The sequence below is a fragment of the Faecalimonas hominis genome, assembly GCF_054660755.1.
The window spans coordinates 1-25166 of the sequence record NZ_BAAHSH010000038.1; the positions used below are offsets into that span (position 1 = coordinate 1).

Annotated in this window: 13 protein-coding genes and 1 other annotated feature; of the genes, 12 read left to right on the top strand and 1 reads right to left on the bottom strand. The window is 40.6% G+C overall.

Annotated features, from left to right (window positions below; genetic code table 11):
• Window positions 1–50: 50 nt before the first annotated feature.
• Complete coding sequence (locus tag ACYQ35_RS07395; protein WP_459831809.1) at window positions 51–1454, bottom strand: alanine/glycine:cation symporter family protein; 1404 nt, start codon at window positions 1452–1454, stop codon at window positions 51–53.
• Between the two features lie 165 nt (window positions 1455–1619).
• Window positions 1620–1756: a sequence feature (ribosomal protein L10 leader region), on the top strand.
• 36 nt (window positions 1757–1792) lie between these two features.
• On the opposite strand from ACYQ35_RS07395, the gene rplJ reads away from it, so the two are divergent.
• The 12 genes from rplJ (at window position 1793) to ACYQ35_RS07455 (ending at window position 24827) form a co-directional block, all read left to right on the top strand.
• Entirely contained in the window at window positions 1793–2329 is a 537-nt protein-coding gene (rplJ, locus tag ACYQ35_RS07400; RefSeq protein WP_009461612.1) for a 50S ribosomal protein L10, read from the top strand.
• 43 nt (window positions 2330–2372) lie between these two features.
• Window positions 2373–2750 (top strand): 50S ribosomal protein L7/L12, encoded by a 378-nt coding sequence (gene rplL / locus ACYQ35_RS07405; protein ID WP_009461611.1) that lies wholly within the window; start codon window positions 2373–2375, stop codon window positions 2748–2750.
• 299 nt (window positions 2751–3049) lie between these two features.
• Window positions 3050–4702 (top strand): peptide ABC transporter substrate-binding protein, encoded by a 1653-nt coding sequence (locus tag ACYQ35_RS07410; protein ID WP_459831780.1) that lies wholly within the window; start codon window positions 3050–3052, stop codon window positions 4700–4702.
• 223 nt (window positions 4703–4925) lie between these two features.
• A complete protein-coding gene (locus tag ACYQ35_RS07415) occupies window positions 4926–5888 on the top strand; it encodes an ABC transporter permease (RefSeq protein ID WP_459831784.1) in 963 nt (320 codons plus the stop codon).
• A gap of 4 nt (window positions 5889–5892) precedes the next feature.
• Complete coding sequence (locus ACYQ35_RS07420; RefSeq protein WP_459831787.1) at window positions 5893–6894, top strand: ABC transporter permease; 1002 nt, start codon at window positions 5893–5895, stop codon at window positions 6892–6894.
• 6 nt (window positions 6895–6900) lie between these two features.
• The gene (locus ACYQ35_RS07425) at window positions 6901–7899 is read left to right on the top strand and encodes an ABC transporter ATP-binding protein (RefSeq protein ID WP_459831790.1); all 999 of its coding nucleotides are present in this window, start codon (window positions 6901–6903) and stop codon (window positions 7897–7899) included.
• Between the two features lie 2 nt (window positions 7900–7901).
• Window positions 7902–8852 carry an ABC transporter ATP-binding protein gene (locus ACYQ35_RS07430; RefSeq protein ID WP_459831793.1) on the top strand — a complete coding sequence of 317 codons (951 nt, stop codon included), beginning with the start codon at window positions 7902–7904 and terminating at the stop codon, window positions 8850–8852.
• Between the two features lie 210 nt (window positions 8853–9062).
• A complete protein-coding gene (locus ACYQ35_RS07435) occupies window positions 9063–15026 on the top strand; it encodes a glycoside hydrolase family 2 TIM barrel-domain containing protein (protein WP_459831797.1) in 5964 nt (1987 codons plus the stop codon).
• A gap of 230 nt (window positions 15027–15256) precedes the next feature.
• Window positions 15257–19087, top strand: coding sequence for a DNA-directed RNA polymerase subunit beta (rpoB, locus tag ACYQ35_RS07440; protein ID WP_009461604.1), 3831 nt, complete (start codon window positions 15257–15259; stop codon window positions 19085–19087).
• 14 nt (window positions 19088–19101) lie between these two features.
• Entirely contained in the window at window positions 19102–22755 is a 3654-nt protein-coding gene (rpoC, locus tag ACYQ35_RS07445; RefSeq protein WP_009461603.1) for a DNA-directed RNA polymerase subunit beta', read from the top strand.
• A gap of 49 nt (window positions 22756–22804) precedes the next feature.
• The gene (locus ACYQ35_RS07450; RefSeq protein WP_009461602.1) at window positions 22805–24145 is read left to right on the top strand and encodes a uracil-xanthine permease family protein; all 1341 of its coding nucleotides are present in this window, start codon (window positions 22805–22807) and stop codon (window positions 24143–24145) included.
• Window positions 24146–24164: 19 nt separating this feature from the next.
• Window positions 24165–24827: a YoaK family protein gene (locus ACYQ35_RS07455; RefSeq protein ID WP_009461601.1), complete on the top strand. Its 663-nt coding sequence runs from the start codon at window positions 24165–24167 to the stop codon at window positions 24825–24827.
• The last annotated feature ends 339 nt before the right edge of the window (window positions 24828–25166 follow it).

Sequence of the window (25166 nt, forward strand, 5' to 3'; positions counted from 1 at the left end):
AAAGTTTCATACTCTCATTTTACTACGTCCCCTTTCACAGTTTTTTCACATTATTTCCAGCAATCCGTATTCTTCAGCCCGATATTCTCAGCCTTAAACACCGGATTCAATCCCTGTTTTTTCTGTCGCATATAATCGTCAAGTACTTTGAAGGAAATACCGCCAAGTACAAAGATGACGAGAATGTTTTCAATTGCCATGAATCCCATCAGCACATCTGCGAGATTCCAAACAGTGCCGAAGTCCGCCTGTGCACCGAGAAAGATTGCAACTAAGCAGGATACACGGAAAAGGTTTAACAAAATTTTGTTGTCTTTAATAAAAAGAATATTTGATTCTGCGTAATAATAATTTCCAATCAAACTTGTAAATGCAAAAGCGAAAATGGAAAAGGTAATAAAGTGTATACCGATTTCCCCTACATTTGCCTGAAGAGCCGCCTGCACATAAGGAATGCCGTCTAATTTCCCCGCTGCTCCCTCAACATTTGCGAGAAGTAAAATGAAAGCGGTTGTCGTACAGATTAGAAGTGTGTCGATGAACACGGAAATAACCTGCACCATTCCCTGTTTTACAGGGTGTGAAACCGATGCGGTGGCAGAGGCGTTTGGAGCGCTTCCCATACCGGCCTCGTTTGAGAAAAGTCCCCGTTTAATCCCGATTAGAATGGTACTTCCGGCAAATCCCCCGAAAATTGCCTTGAAATTAAATGCACCTTCCAAAATCTGAGAGAACATTTCCGGAATCTGATTAAAATTCATCAGTGTAATCACAATTCCCATAAGAATATAAATTCCTGCCATGATCGGCACGACAACGGAAGTGATAAAACTGATGCGGTGTACCCCGCCGAAAATAACAAAGGCAGTGGCAAGAGCGATTACCAATCCGACAACTGCGGGCAAAATGCTTTCGTTGTAATTTGGAATGTAATACTCTAAAGCAGAAGACATGTTGTATGTCTGCAGGCCGTTGAACCCGTAGGCAAAACATGCGATAAGCAGTATGGAAAATAATACGCCCAGCCATCGTTTTCCCAGCGCCTGTTCGATGTAATAAGAAGGGCCGCCTCGGAAATCTTTGCCGTCTTTTACCTTATAAACCTGTGCCAGCGTGCTTTCCACAAATGCGGACGCTCCGCCGATGAGTGCCATAACCCACATCCAGAATACGGCGCCCGGACCTCCCGCGACAATAGCGGTTGCGATTCCGGCAATATTCCCTGTTCCGACGCGGGAGGCGGTGGAAATCATAAGTGCCTGAAAAGACGATACAGACTTTTTACTTCCACTGTTTTCCGATTTTTCCTTAAGAGCGTGAAGAGCATCTTTGAATAATCGGAATTGTACAAATTTTGTACGAAAAGAAAAATAAAGACCTGCTATGACAAGCAGAAAAATTAAAATGTAACTGTAAAGAAAGTCATTCAGACTTGATAAAAATTGATTTAACATCATATTGTCCTCCTTAATTTTTGTTATCCAGAGCGATAGCATGATAAAGGGGGATATTCACTTAAGAAACATACTTTCTCTGAAAATATGTTCAAGTGTAATATAAAGCGAAAATAAAGTCAAGAAAATTATCTTCAGTGGTTGACATTGGTAAAAAAATATGTTAAATTATTATAGTAACTGCCGAAGACAGTAGGTGCCGTAAGGCATAAGTTGAGAACGCCTACCGAGGAGATATGAATTCTAACATTGAATTTACGCAATCTCTTTGTCTGAGGACGAAGAGATTTTTTTATTATCGGCGGTGCAAACAAAATCTATAAGGAGGTGCACCATTCGTGGCAAAAGTTGAATTAAAACAACCAATCGTACAGGCAATCGCAGAAGACATCGCAGGTGCTCAGTCAGCAGTATTAGTTGACTATCGTGGTTTAACTGTAGCAGAAGATACAGAATTACGTAAACAGTTGAGAGAAGCAGGTGTTATCTACAAAGTTTGCAAAAACACAATGATGAAAAGAGCTTTTGAAGGAACTGAATTTGCAGGTCTTGAAGAATACTTAGAAGGACCAAGTGCTTTAGCAATTTCTAAAGACGATGCAACAGCGCCGGCAAGAATTCTTTGCAAATTTGCAAAAGACGCTAAAGCGTTAGAAGTAAAAGGTGGGGTTGTTGAAGGAGCGGTTTATGATGTTGCCGGTATTCAGGAATTATCAAAGATCCCTTCAAGAGAAGAATTACTTTCAAAATTACTTGGAAGTATCCAGTCACCAATTACAAACTTTGCTCGTGTTATTAAACAAATCGCTGAACAGGACGGAGAGGCAGTAGAAACTCCGGCTGAAGAAGCAGCAGAGGCTCCGGTTGAGGAGTAATCAAAAATTTTAAAGAAAATAAGAATTAGTGGAGGAAAATCAAATGGCAAAATTAACAACAGCTGAAATGATTGAAGCAATCAAAGAATTATCAGTATTAGAATTAAATGAATTAGTAAAAGCATGTGAAGAAGAATTCGGTGTATCTGCAGCAGCAGGTGTAGTAGTTGCAGCAGCAGGTGGAGATGCAGCAGGCGCAGCAGAAGAAAAAGACGAATTTGACGTTGAATTAGTATCTGCAGGTGCTTCTAAAGTTAAAGTAATCAAAGTTGTTCGTGAAATCACAGGACTTGGATTAAAAGAAGCTAAAGAAGTTGTAGACGGAGCACCAAAAGTACTTAAAGAAGGTGTTACTAAAGCAGAAGCTGAAGAAATCAAAACAAAATTAGAAGCTGAAGGAGCAGAAGTTAACTTAAAATAATTTCTGTCTTAAAGAGGCGCTTGAGAAAATTATTTCTCAGGCGTCTTTTTTGTGCGTGAAAAAATAAAAGCGAATTTTCACTCCTGAGTAGGTCTTTCTGATTGATTTTATAAATATGAATGTGAACTATTGACTTATCATATACTGTGTTATAAAATACATTAAAAATGAATAAAAATACATTGTAGTTCACAAAGTGGTAAAAAAATAAAAAACTTTCGCGATTTCACTTGACTTCTCGTTGAAGTTCTACTATAATGCCACTTTAAAGAGGTAAAGGAAAAAAGGAGGAGAAAATTATGAAAATGAAAAAACTTGTAGCATTATGCCTCGCAGGTGCAATGGCACTCTCAGTTGTTGCCTGTGGCGGTGGAAACAAAGGGGGAGACTCCAAGACAGCAGGAAGTTTTCCTGGAACAAAAGACAAAGATATGGTAACTGTTGACTTAAGAACAGAACCGGCAGAGTTAAACTCTATTAAAACATCTGATGTACCTTCAGGAAACATCTTAAGAATGGTTATCTCAGGTTTATACAAACTTGACAAAGATGATAAACCGGTACCTGACCTTGCAGAAGATACAAAGGTAAGTGAAGACGGAAAAACTTACACAATGAAAATCAGAAAAGATGCGAAATGGTCTAACGGAGAACCTGTAACAGCACACGACTTCGTATTCGCATATCAGACAATTTCTAAAAAAGAAACCGGTTCAGTATACGGATTCATCGTATATCAGAACTTATTGAATGGTCAGGACGTATTTGACGGTAAGAAAGATCCTTCAGAATTAGGAGTAAAAGCATTAGATGATTACACATTGGAAGTAACATTTGTTAACCCAATCCCATATGCATTACACTTATTCTCATTCTCATCTTTCTATCCTTTGAACCAGAAAGCATACGAAGAAATCGGTGCTGACAAATACGCAAAAGATGCAGATAAAGTCGTTACAAACGGTGCTTACAAAATAGAAGAATGGGTACATGACGATCATGTAACATTAGCAAAAAATGAAGACCACTACAATGCGTCAGAAGTAAGCATTCCAAAAGTTAAATACTTAATGTTAAAAGATTCAAATGCTCGTATGAACGCATTTAAAGCAGGTCAGATTGACAGTATCAACATCACTGGAGAACAAATGGAACAGGCTAAAAAAGAAGGCATGAACTTAACAACATATGTTGATAACAGCAACTGGTACTTCCAGTTCAACACAAAGAAAAAAGAATTAAGCAATGCAAAAATCCGTCAGGCACTTGGAATGGCAATCGATACAGAATCTCTTTGCAAGAACGTAATCAAAACAGGTGCTGAACCTGCAACAGGTATCGTACCAACATCTATCGCAGGTGCAGATGGAAACAGTTACGCTAAGACACTTGGTGACATCACAGAATACAATACAGAAAAAGCAAAACAGTTATTCGACGAAGGATTAAAAGAAATCGGAATGACAGCAGATCAGTTCAAGATTTCATTCTTAACAGAAGACAGTGCAGGAGCACAGAAAGAAGCAGCATTCTATCAGGAACAGTGGAAAAAAGCATTAGGAATTCAGGTAGAAATCACACCAATGCCATTCAAAGCAAAATTATCAGCAATGGACGCAGGTGAATTTGATATTGTTTTCGCAGGTTGGTCACCGGACTACAACGACCCAATGACATACTTAGATATGTTTGCAACAGGAAATGGTAACAACTACGGTAAATATTCAAATCCTGAATATGATAAATTAATCGCAGATGCAACTAAAGAAGTTGATAAAGTAAAACGTCAGGAAATGTTAATGACAGCAGAAAAATTAGTATGCCAGGAAGACGCAGCAATCTTCCCATTATACTTCCAGTCAGTAACATATGCAGTATCTGATAAACTTGAAGGAATGACTCGTACAGGATTCCAGGAATTCGACTTTACAGATGGTGCTAAGATTAAATAATCTTACGGAAGTGAATATAGGATAGGAAAAAAGAGGGAGTTGTTCCGAACAACTCCTCTTTATTCCGAAAAAGCCGTACCTGTACACTTATGGCGGTTATCAAAGTGACATGAAGAACAATGAGAGTTCTTCCTGTTGCTTATGTAAAGTACAAAGAACGGCAATAGAAAGGTACAGGAAAATACTTTGTACCTTACATAAGCAATAAGAAAAAGATAAGGAGATGAATCAGGTGTCGAATCGGGTTAAATTTATATTAAAAAGAATTGTATATTCGTTCATTACAGTTATTGTTCTGATTGGATTCACATTTACATTGATGCATATGTTACCGGGGGACCCGTTCTCAGGTGGAAAGGCGATTCCGGAAGTAACAAAAGCAGCGTTATTTGAAAAGTATGGTTTGGATAAACCGGTAATTGTTCAGTTTTTTATTTACTTAGGAAATGTATTTAAAGGAGACTTAGGAGTTTCTCTTCCTGACGGACGTCAGGTTACGGATATTATTGCACAGGCATTCCCTGTATCGTTTGAACTTGGTATGCGTGCTTTGATTTTTGCATTTATTCTCGGTATTTTACTTGGAGTAGTTGCAGCAGTAAAAAGAGGAACGGTTTGGGACAGCGCTTCAATGTTCTTTGCACTTGTAGGTGTGTCAGTTCCGTCATTTATTATCGGTTCAATATTACAGTATTTCTTAGGATTAAAATTATATCAGGCAACAGGTGTGGAAGTGTTCGCAATCATGGGTTGGGAATCGGCAAATGCTAAAATCCTTCCGGCTTTCGCGCTGGCGTTCGGTTCGATGGCGACCATAAGCCGTCTGATGCGTACAAGTATGCTTGATGTATTAAATTCAGATTATATTAAAACGGCAAAAGCAAAAGGGTTAAGCCAGAGAGCGATTATTTGGAAACATGCAGTTCGTAATGCAATCATGCCTGTCATCACGGTAATGGGACCATTGGTTGCAGCAGTTTTAACAGGTGCGTTCGTTGCAGAAAATATTTTTGCCATTCCAGGTCTTGGAAAATACTTTGTACAGTGTGTGCAGACAAATAACTACCCGGTTATTGCCGGTACTACGATTTTCTATGGTTCATTCTTAATTTTGGCAAACCTTGTCGTAGACTTAATTTACGGTTTCATTGACCCGAGAGTAAAATTAACTGGTGGAAAGGAGTAGTACAATGAGATTGAAAAAAGAAAAGGCATTGGAAGTAGCACAGATGCCGAGAAAAGCATATGATGTAAGCGGAACAATTCCCGCAGAAGCATTTGAACATATTGGGGCAGATGCAACGAGTATGGAATCCATTGCACGTCCATCTGTTAGTTTTTGGAAAGACGCGTTTAACCGTGTGAAGAAAAGTAAGGTGGCAGTTGTCTGTCTTATCCTTTTGATACTATTATTACTTGGGGCTATTTTTATCCCAATGATTAGTCCGTTTGATTATTCATCACAGAACGTTGCGTTCGCAAATCAGCCAATGATGAGCGAAGACCCTGTAACAGGCCAGATGCACATTTTCGGAACAGATGCACTTGGACGTGACGTATTTGTACGTGCGTGGATGGGGGCGAGAGTTTCCCTGACAGTTGCTATTGTTGTAGCATTGATCGACTGTTTCATCGGTGTTATTTATGGTGGTATTTCCGGTTACTTCGGAGGAGCAATTGATAACGTGATGATGCGTATTGTGGAGATTATCAGTGGTATTCCATATTTGATTATCGTTATTCTTTTGATGACGGTATTACCTCGAGGAATTGGAACGATTATTGTTGCCTACTCTCTGACGGGGTGGACCGGTATGGCAAGGCTTGTTCGTGGGCAGGTAGTCAGTCTCGGAGAACAGGAATTTGTTATTGCTGCCAAATCAATGGGAGCGAAACCGGCAAGAATTATTTCTAAACATTTAGTGCCGAACATTTTAAGTGTTATTATCGTAAACATTACATTGGATATTCCTTCAGTTATCTTTACGGAAGCCTTCCTGTCTATGTTAGGTCTTGGTATTGCACCGCCGAAGGCTTCATGGGGAATTATGGCAAACGATGGTATTTTGACATTCCAGATGTATCCGAGTCTTTTGGTTGTACCAGCGGTATTCATCTGTATTACAATGCTTTCTTTCAACTTGCTGGGTGACCAGTTAAGAGATGCATTCGACCCTAAATTAAGGAGGTAACTAGAAATGGAACGTATTTTAAATATAGAAGATTTGCATGTTTCCTTTGATACATATGCAGGTGAAGTTCATGCAGTCAGAGGCGTTTCCCTTCATGTAGATGAAGGGGAAGTGCTGGCAGTCGTAGGGGAAAGTGGTTGCGGTAAAAGTGTAACTGCACAGACAATTATGAAATTAAATCCTATGCCTCCTGCAAGAATTAAAGAGGGAAGCATCGACTTATGCGGAAAAGATATTGTCGCAATGAGTGAAAAAGAAATGCAGGAAATTCGCGGACAGTTAGTCAGTATGATTTTCCAGGATCCGATGACATGTCTGAATCCGACGATGAAAGTTGGAAAACAGTTGACGGAAACGTTAAAAAAACATAAAAAGATTTCAAGAGAAGAAGAAAAAGCGGAAGCAATCAAACTGCTTAACATGGTACAGATTCCGAATGCGGAAGAACGTGTAAACCAGTATCCGCATGAGTTCTCAGGTGGTATGCGTCAGCGTGCCATGATAGCGATGGCTTTGGCCTGCAAACCAAAGTTACTTATTGCCGATGAGCCTACGACAGCGTTGGACGTAACAATTCAGGCTCAGATTATGAAATTGCTTGCAGAGTTAGGAAAAGAGACGAAGACAGCGGTTATCCTCATCACACATGACTTGGGGGTTGTGGCAAATCTGGCTGACAGAGTGTCTGTTATGTATGCAGGTAAAGTAGTGGAAGAGGGAACGGTAAGTGATATTTTCTATCGCTATGCTCACCCATATACAGAAGCGTTGTTAAAGAGTCTTCCTACGGTAGATACAAAGAAAGATGAGCAACTTGTTTCCATTCCGGGAACACCACCGGATTTATATGCTCCGCCACAGGGTTGTGCGTTTGCAAGCCGTTGTGAAAAATGTATGAAGATTTGTAAGAAAAATCAGCCTCCTGTATTTGAAGTAGGCGAAGGACACAAGGCTTCATGCTGGCGTCTGCACCCGGATTTTCCAGGTAAAAAGGAGGAAAATTAGCAATGGAGAAATTAATCACACTAGAAAACGTATCAAAACATTTCCATGTGGGACGTAAACAGACATTGGTTGCGGTAAACAACGTAAACATGGATATTTATAAAGGAGAAACACTCGGTGTCGTAGGTGAATCAGGTTGTGGAAAATCTACACTTGGACGTACGGTAATGGGGATATATAATGCTACTTCAGGAAAGATTACTTATAACGGTGAGGAAGTAAACTTAAAGAAGACAAAGGACCGTTATGAATATTCCAAAAAAGCACAGATTATTTTCCAGGACCCATATGCTTCATTGAATCCTCGTATGACGGTGGGAAGTATCATTGAAGAAGGTATGGAAATTCACAATATGTATGACAAAGAGAAACGTCGTGAGCGTGTATACGAATTACTTGAAACAGTAGGGCTTAACAGAGAACACGCAAACCGTTTTCCTCACGAATTCTCAGGCGGACAGAGACAGCGTATCGGTATCGCCCGTGCTTTGGCAGTTGAGCCGGAATTTATCGTTTGTGATGAACCGATTTCCGCTCTCGATGTTTCTATTCAGAGCCAGATTATTAACTTGTTAAAAAATCTTCAGGAAGAACATGGGTTTACATATATGTTTATTGCCCACGACCTGAACATTGTAAAATATATTTCGGACAGAATTGCCGTTATGTATTTAGGCAACCTCGTGGAACTCGCGGATAGTGATGAAATCTACGAGCACACGTTGCACCCATATAGTCAGGCGTTATTGGACGCGGTACCGATACCGGATCCTGAAAAAGAATCTTTAAAAGAAAGAAAACTTTTATCGGGGGACGTACCGAGTCCAATCAACCCTAAACCAGGCTGTCCGTTTGCCGGACGTTGTCCGAAAGCGACAGAAGCCTGCAGAACGACATCGCCGGAGTTGAAAGAGGTAAGACCAAATCATTTTGTGGCATGTCATTTATACTAAAGGAATAGAGTGATAGACAAAAACGGAGTTACAAGTGTTGTAACTCTGTTTTTTTGTCGAAAAAAACGGAAAAAAATTTAAAATCATGAAATTTATTATAAAAATTTCATAATACTATAGAAATTTTCAAGGAAAAGTATTAGAATTACTAAAAAGGTCTGTGTTTGGTTTGAAAAAGTGTACATTATTAACAAAAAGGAGGAGAAGGAAATGAAGAAAAGGAATCGGCTCGTGTCATTACTTTTGTCAGGCGCGTTAGTTGTTACTCCGGTGCTTGGTATGGACGGACTGGAATTAGAGGCAAAAGCAGCGTATAAGCAATTTGCAGGTGAAGAGTGGTACGACCAAATTGAAACGGTGGAAGTCAACCGTGAAGCCGCAAGAGCGACATTTACACCTTATGAATCTGCAGAGAAGGCTTTGAAAAATGAAAAATCTGCCTTGGACAATGTAGACGAGACAGGTTCTAAGTGGTACAAGACACTGAACGGTGAATGGAACTTTAAGTATGCGGAGAAACCTGCCGACAGGTTAAATACAAAGAGAGGGGAAGACGCAAAGAATTATAAGGAAGATTGGAACACGGAAGGCTGGGATAAGATTCAGGTTCCAAGCAATATCCAGACTCAAAAAGATGAGAAAGGCAATTTTAAATACGACAAACCAATTTATGTAAACCAAACATATCCGTGGGCAAACTATGAGAAAGTTGAATATAACACAAACGGAAAGAACAAACCTGTTGCGCCGACAGTGAAAAACAGTGTCGGACAGTACAAAAGAACATTTGAGATTCCGGCAGATTGGGACGGACGTGAAGTTTTCGTATCCTTCCAGGGTGTGGAATCCGCATTCTATCTCTATGTAAATGGAGAGAGAGTGGGATATGCCGAGGACAGTTATACGGCAGATGAATTTAACATCACAGATTACCTGAAAGAGGGAGAAAACACAATCGCAGTGGAAGTATACCGCTGGTCAACGGGAAGTTATCTTGAAAATCAGGACTTCATTCGTCTGAGCGGTATTTTCAGAGATGTGTATTTATATTCTAAAGACAAAGTAGAAATCCGTGATTACTTTGTAAAGACAGACCTTGATGAGAACTATGAAAATGCAACATTGACATTGGACGCTGATATTAGAAGTCTCGATAAAAATGTTTCGGGTAAATATACCGTTAAGGCAGATTTGTACGAGATGGACAGTGATAAGAAAGTTTGGGATTCTCCACTTTCTTTCGATGTGGATGTAAAAGCGGGAAAAGCGACAGTTGAGGAAAGCGCTGACGATAAAGGCCAGAGAGGTTCCGGTTCTAAAGAAGTGGTAAATCCAAAGAAATGGTTTGCAGATACACCTAATTTATACCGTCTCTTAATTCAACTTGTAGATGAAGACGGAAAAGTAATTGAAACTACATGTCAGAGAGTTGGTTTCCGTGAAATCGACAAGGTGGACATCAACGAAGAAGGACAGGAACAGGCACAGATTAACGGCAAGAAAATTATGTTCCGAGGAACAAACCGTCACGAGACAGATAACGTGGACGGACGTGCACTTACAAAAGAGGACATTCGCACAGACTTAATGACGATGAAACAGTTTAACGTAAATGCAATCCGTACTTCGCATTATCCGAATCACCCGTATACTTATGCGCTGGCAGATGAACTCGGACTGATGATGTGTGATGAGGCGAACATTGAATCCCACAAGGGTTCTTTTGAAAACGGTGCGGATATACCGTCTGGTGCACCGGTATGGAATGCGTCTGTCATGGACAGAACAATAAACATGGTAGAGCGTGATAAAAACCATGCTTCAGTTGTAATCTGGTCACTTGGAAACGAATCCACATATAAAGACCACACAATGGACGAAAACTATTGTTTCAATAATTCAACAAAATGGATTTTAAAGAGAGACCCGTCCAGACTGAGAAAATATGAACGTGATAACCGTTATACAAAAGGCGACCGTGAAAATTCTATGGTAGATATCTACTCTTCACAGTACTGGGGTGTATCTTCTGTGGAAGGACATGTTACAAATACAAATAACAAAGCGCCGTACATTCAATCTGAGTACGCACATTCCATGGGAAACGGACTTGGTAACTTCAAAGAATACTGGGACGTATTCAGAAAATATGACAACGCACAGGGCGGATTTATTTGGGATTGGATGGACCAGTCTATTTTGACAAATGCAGTCAACAAGACAGACTACTATGTAAAAAATGATGATGGAACGAAATCTGCAATTAAAGGAACATTGACAGACGGACAGAAAGACAAAGCGCTTGACGGCTATGTACTTGTTCCGAATAAATCAGCGAACAGCAAAGCAATCACACTGGGTGCATGGGTAAAATACAACGGCGGAACAGGAAGTGATCAGGCGATTATAGCCAAAGGCGACTCCGGTTATAATTTGAAGATTACGAGAGCAGATGACAAAATTGAATTTTTCGTTGACGGCTGGAGCGCAGGAACACTGACAGCGCCATTCCCGAAAGATAAGATTGGCAAGTGGACATACGTTGCCGGAACATACGAGAATGGAAAATATACCTTATATGTAGACGGCACAAAAATTGGTGAAAAAGATGTTACCAAGGGAGAAAAAGTAGATACCGAACCATTTAAAATCGGTATCGGAGAAGACCCTGAATATTCAGGAAGACAGTTTAACGGTCTGATTGACGGCGTTCGCGTTTTAAACGTGGCAAATCCAAATCCGGATTATCAGCCGAAAGACAGTGAAGTTGTATATTCTATGGACTTCAAAGATGATCAGATTGTCGCAGAGGGAACTGACTATCCGGAAGGAACTACTTTCTTCGGATATGGCGGAGACTGGGGCGAGAAAGTAACAGACAGAGATTTCTGCTGTAACGGTCTGATGAATGCGGACAGAACTCCTTCACCTGAGTTGTACGAAGTAAAGAAAGTACATCAGGAAATTTCTTTCTATGATGATGGAGAAGCAAAAGACGGAAAAGTTCGTATTGTAAATGAATTTTTAAATACAAACTTAAAGAAATATGATATTACATGGAAGTTATTGAAAGATAACGGTATTGTAAAAGAAGGCACACTCTCTGACGAAGAGAAAGACGTCGAAGCCGGAGCAGAGAAAGTTATCGAATTAAAAGATTTCCCTGAAATTAAAGCGGTGGAAGGCTCTGACTATATTTTGGAATTTAACGCAACACTAAAAGAAAATCAGGATTGGGCAGGAGCATACGGCGGAAAGAAGGGAAGCGAGATTGCATTCGAGCAGTTACAGCTTTCTTATGAAAACGAAACGGCACGTCCTACCATCGATGTGGAAGATGCAGATAACATTAAAGTAGAAGACGGTGAGAAAAACCTTGTTCTTAGCGGAAGTGAAAAAGACGGAGATAAATTCTCTGTAACAATCGACAAGACAACGGGATACATCACAAACTATACGGTAAACGACGAGGTTCTGTTGAAAGACGGACCGAAACCGGACTACTGGAGAGCAAGAATAAGCAATGACCCTAACTTTACAGATGCAATGAAAAATGCAGCGGCAAACTTCAAAGTAACAGACTGTAAAGTTGAAACAAAGGATAAAGTAGTCAATGTTCATGTGGAAGGAACAATTGAAGGCATTGATTCTCCGAATGTAATCGACTATCAGATTTATGCTAACGGAGATATTGTTGTGACAAACAGTTTCACTCCTTCAAACAGCAGTGCGATAGGCGATATTGCTCAGGTAGGTATGAGAATGGTTGTGCCGGAAGGATATGAAAATGTTACTTATTACGGAAGAGGACCACAGGAAAACTATGTGGACAGAAAGATCGGAGCAAGAGTAAGCATTTACAAAGATACTGTTGAAAACATGTTTGAAGACAAATATGTAAGACCGCAGGAAAACGGCAACAGAAGTGACGTAAGATGGGCTACACTGACAAAAGGTGAAAACGGCAAAGGTATTATGGTTGCCGCAGAAGATACAATGAACATGAGTGCATTGCACTATACTTCAGAAGACATTCACAAAGTATGGAATGATTTTGGACACCCATATCAGGTTCCTAAGACAAAAGATGTTGTTCTGAGCGTAGGTACGGCACAGAGAGGACTTGGAAATGCAAGTTGCGGTCCTGGACCTTTAGGACAGTACATTTTGCAGAAAGGCCAGACATATACACAGACATTCAGAATTACACCGATTACAAAAGCAGCGGCAGATGCAAACGCATTTGTAAAAGAAAGAATGGAAAACAGCAAACTTGATGTGAATTCTACAATGCCTGTTAAAAACATTACTTTAGACGGAAAAGCATTAGAAGGATTTGAAGTATCTAAGACAGAATATACACATCAACTCTTTAATAAAGAAGATGTGAAACTTCCTAAAGTAGATGTTGTGAAAAACGCAGAAGACGTAAAAGTTGAGATTACACAGCCTACATTGGAAAAACCTGTAGCGACAATCCGTGCAACTTCAGGATACGGAATTGAAAAAGTTTACACAATTAACTTTGAACTTGTAGACCAAATGTACATCAGCGATATGAACTGGACGGTTGATAAAGCAGGATACAGCGCAAATATGCGTGATACATGTACTTGTGGCGGTGAACTCGGTGTATGGGTTGACGGTAAAGCAACTAAATTTGACAAAGGTGTGGGTTCTCATGCGCCTTCAGAAGTAACCGTGAACGTAGAGGGACTGGACGCAACAATGTTTAAGGCAGTTGCGGGTATTGGAAAAGAGCAGGGCGGCAACGGAGAAGTAAACTTTGTTGTCAAAGTGGACGGAAAAGAAGTGTTCCGCAAAGACGCTGTTAAATTCAAGACATCTGTTCCTGTAAATGTGGCCATCAGAGGAGCAAAAACAGTTTCTCTTATCGCAGAGACAAACGGTTCAGACGGAAATGACCATGCAGTATGGGCAGACGCAAAACTTGTCAATGAAGTCGTTTTCACGGAATTGGAAAAAGCAATTCAGGAATACGAAAAAATTGCAGAAAACAGTGCGGACTACTCTAAAAAGACTTTCGCTGACTACACAACAGCATATGAAAGCGGAAAAGCGGTTCTTGAGAAAGAAAGTGCAAAACAGGACGAAGTTGACAAAGCGGTATTGGCATTGAACGAAGCAAAATCTGCACTTGCAAATGTGGCAGAGTTATGTGCAAAAGCAGAAGAGTATAAAAAATTAGATGCCAACCTCTATGTAAAAGACAGTTATGACGCACTTCAAAAAGTTGTGGAAGAGGCGCTTACACTTGCAAATGATGACAATGCAACGAAAGATCAGGTAAATGAAATGATGGAATCTTTGAAAGACGCATTTGCAAAACTGATTCCATTAGATGAAAACAGAAAGAGCCTGATTGATGCAATCAAAGAGTATGAAGAACTTGCCGAGAAACAAAAAGAAGAAAACTGTTATACAGAAGGCAGTTGGAATGCATACAAAGATTTGATTGATGATGCAAAAGAAATGTTAAACAATCCGGACGCAACCGGAGAAGATATTACAAATCTTGTTGACAAAATCAACAAAGAAAAAGATGCGCTTGTTGACATCAGTGCATTGAGAAAAGCAATTGCTGATTTGAACTACGATGAAGTAAACTATACGGCAAAATCTTATGAAGAATATGAAGCGCTTGTAAAAGCAGCGGAAGACGTTCTTAAAAAAGCGGGCGCAACAAAGAATGAAGTGGAAAAGGCTATCGAAAGCCTTAGCAAAGAAAATGTAAAAAAAGTACTTGTAGATATTTCTGAATTGAAGACTTTAGTGTCTGAGGCAGAGAAACTTGACAAGGACGATTATAAAGAGGACGCATGGAAGACACTTCAAGACGAGATTGCAAAAGCGAAAGATTTATATAAGGAAGCAACGAAAGAACAGATTGCTGAGCAAATCAAGACATTGCGTGCTGCAATGGACGATGTAAAAGAACCTGACAAACCGACTGATCCTGATCCGCAGCCTCCAATTCCGCCGACAGATGACGGAAACGGAAGTGGAAATGGAAACGGTTCGGGCGCAGGCGGATCACACGGAGCAGCGAAGACTGGAGATACAGCCCCAATCGCTCTTTGGGGTGCATTATTCGCAGCAGCGGCAGCAGGCATCGGCGGTATTTTCGTTAAGAGAAGAAGAAAAGACAGATAAAATAAAAGGCGGTCGGGTTATATACCGGCCGTCTTATTTTGCAAACTTTTTTATAGTTGTAAAAAAACCTCTTGACAAGCCCGAAACCGTATGATACAGTTAAAAATGCACTATTGTGGAAAATCATGCCCACATAATGCGATGGAAATCGGCAGAAAAGCCGTTTTTCATTGTATATTACGAGGAAAATAACATGAGAGCCAAATAAATATACAAGGAGTGAAACGTCAATGGAGAAAAACAGAATTCGTCCCATCACAAATGGAAAAAGTTCTCGCATGAGCTATTCTAGACAAAAAGAAGTGCTTCAGATGCCTAACTTAATCGAAGTTCAGAAAGATTCATATCAATGGTTTCTTGATGCCGGATTAAAAGAAGTATTTGAAGATATTTCTCCGATTGCTGATTACAGCGGTCACTTAAGTCTGGAATTTGTTGATTTTACATTATGCGAAGATGATGTAAAGTACACAATTGAGGAATGCAAAGAACGTGATGCAACATATGCGGCACCGCTTAAGGTGAAAGTAAGACTTTATAATAAAGAAACAGATGAGATTAACGAGCATGAGATTTTCATGGGAGATTTACCGCTGATGACAAAGACAGGTACATTCGTTATCAACGGAGCAGAACGTGTTATCGTAAGTCAGTTAGTGCGTTCACCGGGAATTTACTATGCGATTGCTCATGATAAGATTGGGAAAGAATTATATTCTTCCACAGTAATTCCAAACCGTGGAGCGTGGTTAGAATATGAAACAGACTCCAATGACGTTTTCTATGTACGTGTAGATAGAACGAGAAAAGTACCGATTACAGTGCTGATTCGTGCATTGGGATTTGGTACAAATGCGGAAATCTTAGATTTGTTCGGTGAAGAACCTAAGATTTTGGCAAGTTTTGGAAAAGATACGGCAGAGAGTTATCAGGAAGGTCTTTTGGAGTTATATAAGAAGATTCGTCCGGGCGAGCCTCTTGCGGTGGACAGTGCGGAAAGTTTAATTACAAGCATGTTCTTTGATGCAAGACGCTACGATTTAGCGAAAGTAGGCCGTTATAAATTCAATAAGAAATTAGCGTTGAAAAACCGTATTACGGGTCAGGTCGCAGCAGAGGATATTGTGAGTGCAATTACAGGCGAAGTGATTGTGGAAGAAGGCCAGGTAATCACAAGAGAGTTAGCGGAAGCAATTCAGAACGGAGCCGTTCCATTTGTATGGGTGAAAGGCGAAGAACGCAACATCAAAATTCTTTCTAACATGATGGTAGATTTAGAGAGCGTAGTAGATGTAGATGCGAAAGAATTGGGAATTGCAGAATTAGTATACTATCCTGTATTGGCAGACCTCTTAGAAGAGACAGGCGGCGACATTGACGAATTAAAAGAAGAAATCCGCAGAAATATTCACGAACTGATTCCGAAACATATTACAAAAGAAGATATTTTAGCGTCAATCAACTACAATATCCACTTGGAATATGGTATCGGAACAGATGATGATATTGACCACTTAGGAAACAGACGTATCCGTGCGGTTGGTGAATTATTACAGAACCAGTACAGAATTGGTTTGTCCAGATTGGAAAGAGTTGTTCGTGAGAGAATGACAACTCAGGATTTGGAAGGAATTTCTCCTCAATCACTCATTAACATTAAACCGGTAACGGCAGCGGTGAAAGAATTCTTCGGTTCTTCTCAGTTGTCACAGTTTATGGATCAGAACAACCCACTTGGTGAGTTGACACATAAGAGACGTTTATCAGCACTTGGACCTGGTGGTCTTTCACGAGACAGAGCCGGATTCGAGGTTCGAGACGTTCACTACTCACACTATGGAAGAATGTGTCCGATCGAGACTCCTGAAGGTCCTAACATCGGATTGATCAACTCTCTTGCCTGCTACGCAAGAATTAATGAGTACGGATTTGTGGAAGCGCCATACCGTAAGATTGATAAAACAGATCCGAAAAACCCTGTTGTAACAGAAGAAGTTGTTTATATGACGGCAGATGAGGAAGATAACTATCATGTAGCGCAGGCGAATGAGCCTCTTGATGCAGAAGGACACTTCATTCACAAGAATGTATCAGGTCGTTATCGTGAAGAGACACAGGAATACGAAAAAACAGCATTTGACTACATGGACGTATCACCTAAGATGGTATTCTCCGTAGCGACTGCGCTGATTCCTTTCCTTGAAAACGATGACCCGACTCGTGCGCTTATGGGTTCAAACATGCAGCGTCAGGCAGTACCTCTTCTTATGACGGAAGCGCCGGTTGTCGGAACAGGTATGGAGACAAAAGCCGCTGTCGATTCAGGGGTTTGTATCGTTGCCGAACAGGCAGGTGTGGTAGACCGTTCTACATCAAAAGAAATTACTGTTAAACACGATGACGGAACAAGAAAAACATATAAATTAACAAAATTCCTTCGCAGTAACCAGAGTAACTGCTACAATCAGAGACCGATCGTTGTCAAAGGTGAGAGAGTGGAAGCAGGTCAGGTAATCGCAGACGGACCTTCTACATCAAACGGTGAAATGGCACTTGGTAAAAACCCATTGATCGGATTTATGACATGGGAAGGTTACAACTACGAAGATGCCGTTTTATTAAGCGAAAGATTAGTACAGGACGATGTATATACATCAATCCACATTGAAGAATATGAAGCAGAAGCGCGTGATACAAAACTCGGACCTGAAGAAATCACAAGAGATATTCCGGGTGTCGGTGACGATGCGTTGAAAGACCTTGACGACAGAGGTATTATCCGTATCGGTGCTGAAGTTCGCGCAGGTGATATTTTAGTCGGTAAAGTAACTCCTAAGGGAGAGACGGAACTGACGGCAGAGGAAAGATTACTTCGTGCAATCTTCGGCGAGAAGGCGAGAGAAGTAAGAGATACTTCACTGAAAGTGCCACACGGAGAGTACGGTATCGTTGTAGATGCGAAAGTATTTACAAGAGAAAACGGTGACGAATTATCACCTGGTGTAAATCAGGCAGTTCGCATTTACATTGCACAGAAGAGAAAGATTTCCGTAGGAGATAAGATGGCCGGACGTCACGGTAACAAGGGTGTTGTTTCCCGTGTATTACCTGTAGAAGATATGCCGTTCCTGCCAAACGGTCGTCCTTTGGACATCGTATTGAACCCACTTGGTGTGCCTTCACGTATGAACATCGGACAGGTGCTTGAAATCCACTTAAGTCTTGCTGCAAAAGCATTAGGATTTAATATTGCAACACCTGTATTTGACGGTGCAAACGAGGTTGACATTATGGATACACTCGACCTGGCAAATGACTATGTCAACTTAGAGTGGGAAGAGTTTGAAGCAAAACATAAAGAAGAATTATTACCGGAAGTTTTGGAATATCTGTCAGAGAACAGAGAACATAGAAAATTATGGAAAGGTGTTCCTCTTTCAAGAGACGGTAAAGTAAGACTCCGTGACGGTAGAACGGGAGAATATTTTGACAGCCCTGTAACTATCGGACACATGCACTACCTGAAACTGCATCACTTAGTTGATGACAAGATCCATGCACGTTCAACAGGTCCTTACTCATTGGTAACTCAGCAGCCGCTCGGTGGTAAAGCGCAGTTCGGTGGACAGAGATTCGGTGAGATGGAAGTTTGGGCATTGGAGGCTTATGGTGCATCTTACACATTACAGGAAATCCTGACAGTGAAATCCGATGATGTTGTCGGACGTGTGAAGACATACGAAGCAATCATCAAAGGTGAAAATATTCCTGAACCGGGTATCCCTGAATCCTTCAAGGTACTTCTGAAAGAGTTACAGTCACTCGGACTTGATGTGAGAGTACTTCGTGACGACAATACAGAAGTAGAAATTATGGAGACAATAGATTACGGTGAAACCGATTTACACTCAATTATTGAGGGAGATAGAACTTATGCTCCGGAAGATGAATCTTACGGAGAACACGGCTTTAGCCAGAAAGAATTTGAAGGCGACGAGTTGATAGATATTGAAGAAGAACCTGAAGATATCGAATTTGATGAAATTCTTGACGAAGAATAGAAGGGAGTGCCTATATGTCAGCAACAAATAATGAAGCAACATACCAGCCAATGACTTTTGATGCTATTAAGATTGGTTTGGCATCACCTGAGAAGATTTTAGAATGGTCAAGAGGTGAAGTAACAAAACCGGAAACAATTAACTATAGAACATTGAAACCGGAAAAAGACGGTCTTTTCTGCGAGAGAATTTTCGGACCAAGCAAGGACTGGGAATGCCACTGTGGAAAATATAAGAAAATCCGCTATAAAGGGGTTGTCTGCGACCGTTGTGGAGTAGAAGTAACAAAAGCAAGTGTTCGCCGTGAGCGTATGGGTCATATCGACCTTGCCGCTCCGGTATCACATATCTGGTACTTCAAAGGAATCCCAAGCCGTATGGGCTTAATCCTTGATATTTCTCCAAGAACATTGGAAAAAGTATTGTACTTCGCATCTTACATTGTATTAGATAAAGGTGAAACAGATTTACAGTATAAACAGGTATTATCTGAGCAGGAATATCAGGAAGCAAGAGAAAAATGGGGAAGCGCTTTCCGTGTAGGTATGGGCGCTGAATCCATTCAGGAATTGTTACAGGAAATTGATTTAGATAAAGAATACAATGAATTGCAGGGCGGATTAAAAGGAGCAACAGGACAGAAACGTGCAAGAATCGTAAAACGTCTGGAAGTTGTTGAGGCATTCCGTGAGTCAGGAAACAAACCGGAATGGATGATTCTGAATGCAATTCCGGTTATCCCACCGGATTTACGTCCGATGGTACAGTTGGACGGTGGACGTTTTGCCACATCTGACTTAAATGATTTATACAGAAGAATTATTAACAGAAATAACCGTCTGAAAAGACTTTTAGAATTAGGCGCACCGGACATTATCGTTCGCAATGAGAAGAGAATGTTGCAGGAAGCAGTAGATGCCTTGATTGATAACGGAAGACGCGGACGTCCGGTAACAGGACCTGGTAACAGAGCGTTAAAATCCTTATCAGATATGTTAAAAGGTAAATCAGGACGTTTCCGTCAGAACTTACTTGGAAAACGTGTTGACTATTCAGGACGTTCCGTTATCGTAGTAGGACCGGAACTTAAGATTTACCAGTGTGGTCTTCCAAAAGAAATGGCTATTGAGTTATTCAAACCTTTCGTTATGAAAGAACTTGTGGCAAATGGAACGGCACACAACATTAAAAATGCCAAGAAAATGGTTGAGAGACTTCAGACAGAAGTTTGGGACGTATTAGAAGACGTTATCAAAGAGCACCCGGTTATGCTGAACCGTGCCCCTACTCTTCACAGACTTGGTATTCAGGCATTTGAGCCGATTCTTGTAGAAGGTAAAGCAATCAAACTTCACCCGCTTGTATGTACTGCATACAACGCTGACTTCGACGGTGACCAGATGGCTGTCCATCTTCCTCTTTCCGTAGAAGCGCAGGCTGAGTGTCGTTTTCTGTTATTATCACCAAACAACCTTTTGAAACCTTCTGACGGTGGTCCGGTAGCCGTTCCTTCACAGGATATGGTACTTGGTATTTACTACTTAACTCAGGAGAGACCGGGAGTAAAAGGGGAAGGTAAATTTTTCAAGAACTTAAATGAAGCAATTTTAGCGTATGAAAACGAAGTTATCACACTTCATTCACGCATCACTGTCCGCGTGACGAAGAAACTTCCTGACGGAAGAACATTGACAGGTAACGTAGAATCTACATTGGGACGTTTCTTATTTAACGAAATCATTCCACAGGACTTAGGATTCGTTGACAGAAGCATTCCGGGAAATGAATTGTTATTGGAAGTTGACTTCCTTGTAGGAAAGAAACAGAACAAACAGATTCTTGAAAAAGTTATCAATACACACGGTGCAACAGTGACAGCGGAAGTATTAGATAAAATTAAAGCGACAGGATATAAATATTCCACAAGAGCAGCGATGACGGTATCTATTTCCGAGATGACCGTGCCGCCTCAGAAACCGGAACTTATCCAGAACGCACAGGATACTGTAGACAGAATTACAAAGAACTTCAAACGTGGTTTGATCACAGAGGAAGAACGTTATAAAGAGGTTGTAGAAACATGGAAAAACACTGACGATGCCCTGACAAAAGCGCTGTTAGACGGTTTGGATAAATACAACAATATCTTTATGATGGCTGACTCGGGAGCCCGTGGTTCTGACAAACAGATTAAGCAGTTGGCAGGTATGCGTGGTTTGATGGCTGATACAACAGGTCGTACAATCGAACTTCCTATCAAATCAAACTTCCGTGAAGGTCTTGACGTATTGGAATACTTCATGTCTGCCCACGGTGCAAGAAAAGGTCTTTCCGATACTGCTCTTCGTACAGCCGATTCAGGATACTTAACAAGACGTCTTGTTGACGTATCACAGGATTTGATTATCCGTGAAGTTGACTGTGTGGAAAAAGGTGCAGAAATTCCGGGTATGTATGTAAAAGCATTCATGGACGGGAACGAAGAGATTGAGAGTTTACAGGAACGTATCACAGGACGTTATGTATGTGAGACGATTTATGATAAAGACGGAAACATTATTGTAAAAGCAAACCACATGGTTACACCAAAACGTGCCGAACAGGTTATGAAATACGGTGTAAACAAAGACGGCGGTCCGATTACAGAAGTAAAAATCCGTACAATCTTAACTTGTAAATCACACATCGGTGTTTGTGCAAAATGTTATGGTGCAAACATGGCAACAGGAGAACCTGTTCAGGTTGGTGAGGCTGTTGGTATCATTGCCGCACAGTCTATCGGTGAACCGGGTACACAGTTGACCATGCGTACATTCCATACAGGTGGTGTAGCCGGTGGAGATATTACACAGGGTCTTCCTCGTGTCGAAGAACTTTTCGAGGCAAGAAAGCCAAAAGGACTTGCAATTATTACAGAGTTCGGCGGAACTGCCACAATTAATGATACAAAGAAAAAACGTGAGATTATTGTTACAAACAATGAGACAGGTGAATCAAAAGCATATTTAATCCCTTACGGTTCAAGAATTAAAATTCAGGACGGAGCAGTATTGGGAGCAGGTGATGAACTGACGGAAGGTAGTGTAAATCCTCACGATATTCTGAAGATTAAAGGTTTACGCGCAGTACAGGATTACATGATTCAGGAAGTGCAGAGAGTATATCGTCTTCAGGGTGTAGAAATCAATGATAAACATATCGAAGTCGTTGTTCGTCAGATGCTGAAGAAAATCCGTATTGAAGAAAACGGAGATTCTGAATTCTTACCGGGAACAATGGTAGATGTACTTGATTTTGATGATGTGAATGAACAATTAATTGCAGAAGGTAAAGAGCCGGCAACAGGAGAACCTGTTATGCTCGGTATCACAAAAGCTTCTCTTGCAACTAACTCATTCCTGTCAGCCGCTTCTTTCCAGGAGACAACAAAAGTTCTTACGGAAGCAGCAATCAAAGGTAAAGTCGATCCACTGATTGGTCTGAAGGAAAATGTTATTATCGGTAAACTGATTCCGGCAGGTACGGGTATGAGAAAATACCGTGACGTAACATTAGACACAGGAAAGAAACAGGAAATCGAGTTTGATGACGCAGAAGACTTTGAAGATTCTAATCTTGCAGATAATGTAGAAGAATTGACAGAGGAATTTGAAACAATAGAGGAATAAAAAACAGGGCCAAGTGATTCACTTGGCTCTTTTTAAAGGGAGGAAACAGATGAAAGAACAACAGAAAAAAGAAGTCTGTGTGGAAAATATTTATAAATTGGACGGGCGTGTTCCCGTTGCGAAAGCCATTCCGTTTGGTTTACAGCACATTTTGGCTATGTTTGTGGCAAACTTAACGCCGATTATATTGATTGCGGCAGCGTCGGGAGTGAGTGAGAAACAACAGGCGCTTTTATTACAGAATGCCATGTTTATGGCGGGAATTGCGACGCTGATTCAGTTATATCCCCTCGGCAGAGTGGGAGCAAGGCTTCCTATCGTAATGGGAGTCAGTTTTACTTTTGTTACTTTGTTATCTTACATTGGTACGGAATACGGATATGCGACAGTGGTAGGCTCAGTTATTGTGGGCGGTATTTTGGAAGGAACGTTGGGACTTCTTGCAAAATATTGGAGAAAAATCATTACTCCTCTTGTTGCCGGAATTGTCGTGACAACCATTGGTTATTCTCTTTTATCTGTAGGAGTACGCTCTTTTGGGGGAGGGTACACGGAAGACTTTGGTTCGGCAAAAAATCTTCTGATAGGAACAGTGACATTAGTTGCCTGTCTGCTGTTTAACATTGTTGCAAAATCATTTTGGAAACAACTGTCAGTTTTATTTGGACTGGCAGTCGGATATATTTTATCGCTCGCCCTCGGTGTTGTAGATTTATCGGGAGTTTTTGACGGAGGAATGGTTGCGATTCCGAGAATACTTCCGGTGACGCCTGAATTTAATCTGAATGCTATTATAGCGGTATTTATTATATTTATGGTATCTGCTGCGGAAACAATCGGGGACACATCGGCAGTAGTGGCGACAGGTCTTGGAAGAGAAGTAACGGAAAAGGAAATCTCAGGTTCACTTGCCTGTGACGGTTTCCTAAGTTCAGTGACAGGACTTTTTGGCTGTCCGCCGATTACGTCTTTCAGTCAGAACGTAGGACTTGTTGCAATGACAAAAGTAGTCAACAGATTTACGATTATGATGGGAGCGCTCTGCATGATTCTTGCAGGATTTTTCCCGCCGATTGCAAACTTTTTCTCTTCACTGCCTGAATCTGTTTTGGGTGGCTGTACAATTATGATGTTTGGTACTATCATGGTAAGTGGTGTGCAGATGCTTGCGAGAGCAGGATTTTCACAGAGAAATGTAATTATTACCGCAATTTCCCTCGCTATTGGAATTGGTTTTACGACAGCGAGCGAGGCGGATATTTGGAGAATTTTCCCTCAGATTGTGAGAGATATTTTTGGTGGAAACTGCGTAGCCATCGTATTTGTCGTTTCTATTTTGTTAAGTATTTTACTTCCGCAAAATATGGAGGTAGAGAAACTGGGACAGTAGTGAAGAAGGAAGTGTAAAAATGAAAAAGCAGATGTCGGAATCAATCAGACTGGGCGTGGTTCTCGCCATTGCCGGAGGATTTATGGACGCTTATTCCTATATGTGCAGAGGGAAAGTGTTCGCAAATGCGCAGACAGGGAATATTTTGTTGCTCGGTATTCATCTGTCGGAAAAAAACTGGAGCGTCGCCCTGAGATATGCCGTTCCCGTTGTGGCGTTTGTTGTGGGGATAGCCCTTTCGGATATGATTCGGCTCAAGTTAAAAGAAAAAAGTCTTCTGCATTGGAGACAGATTTCTATCTTAATCGAGGCGTTTGTGCTGGTGGGGGTATGTTTTATCCCGCAGGAATATAATCTTCCTGCTAACAGCCTGACTTCCTTTGCCTGCGGGATACAGGTGGAAAGTTTTCGCAAAATACACGGAAACGGAATTGCGACAACAATGTGTATCGGTAATTTGAGAAGTGCTACACAAAATATGTGTGAGTATTGGCACACAAAAGAAAAGAAAAAATTAAAAAAAGGTTTTCTCTATTACGGAGTGATTCTATGCTTTGTTCTTGGGGCAATACTGGGAAATGTATTCGTTGAGGTGCTGCGGGAAAAGGCGATAGTGATATGTTCGGGGATTTTGTTTATCGGATTTATTATGATGTTCGTGGATTGGGAGAAAAGAAGATAAAAAATATAAAGGCTGTTGGACGATGTTCCAATGGTCTTTTTTTGACTATTCTTAATCTTGTGGAAACGAAGAGAAAAATATGGCATTATAAGAAAAGAAGAATTAAAAGTTGTGCAAATTGAATAATCGCAAAAAAACAGAATATAAATTTTAAAATCAGATAATGTAAATAAAAATGTTGTATTTAATAAAAATAAGTAAGAAATTTAAAAGTAATAAAATTAAAACTGAAATAAAAAGAAAAATATAGAATAGTAAAATGCGAAAAAATACAAAAAAACATTAAAAAAATATAAAAAATAACATTTTTGTCGAATGAAGTGTCAACCATTTTTGATT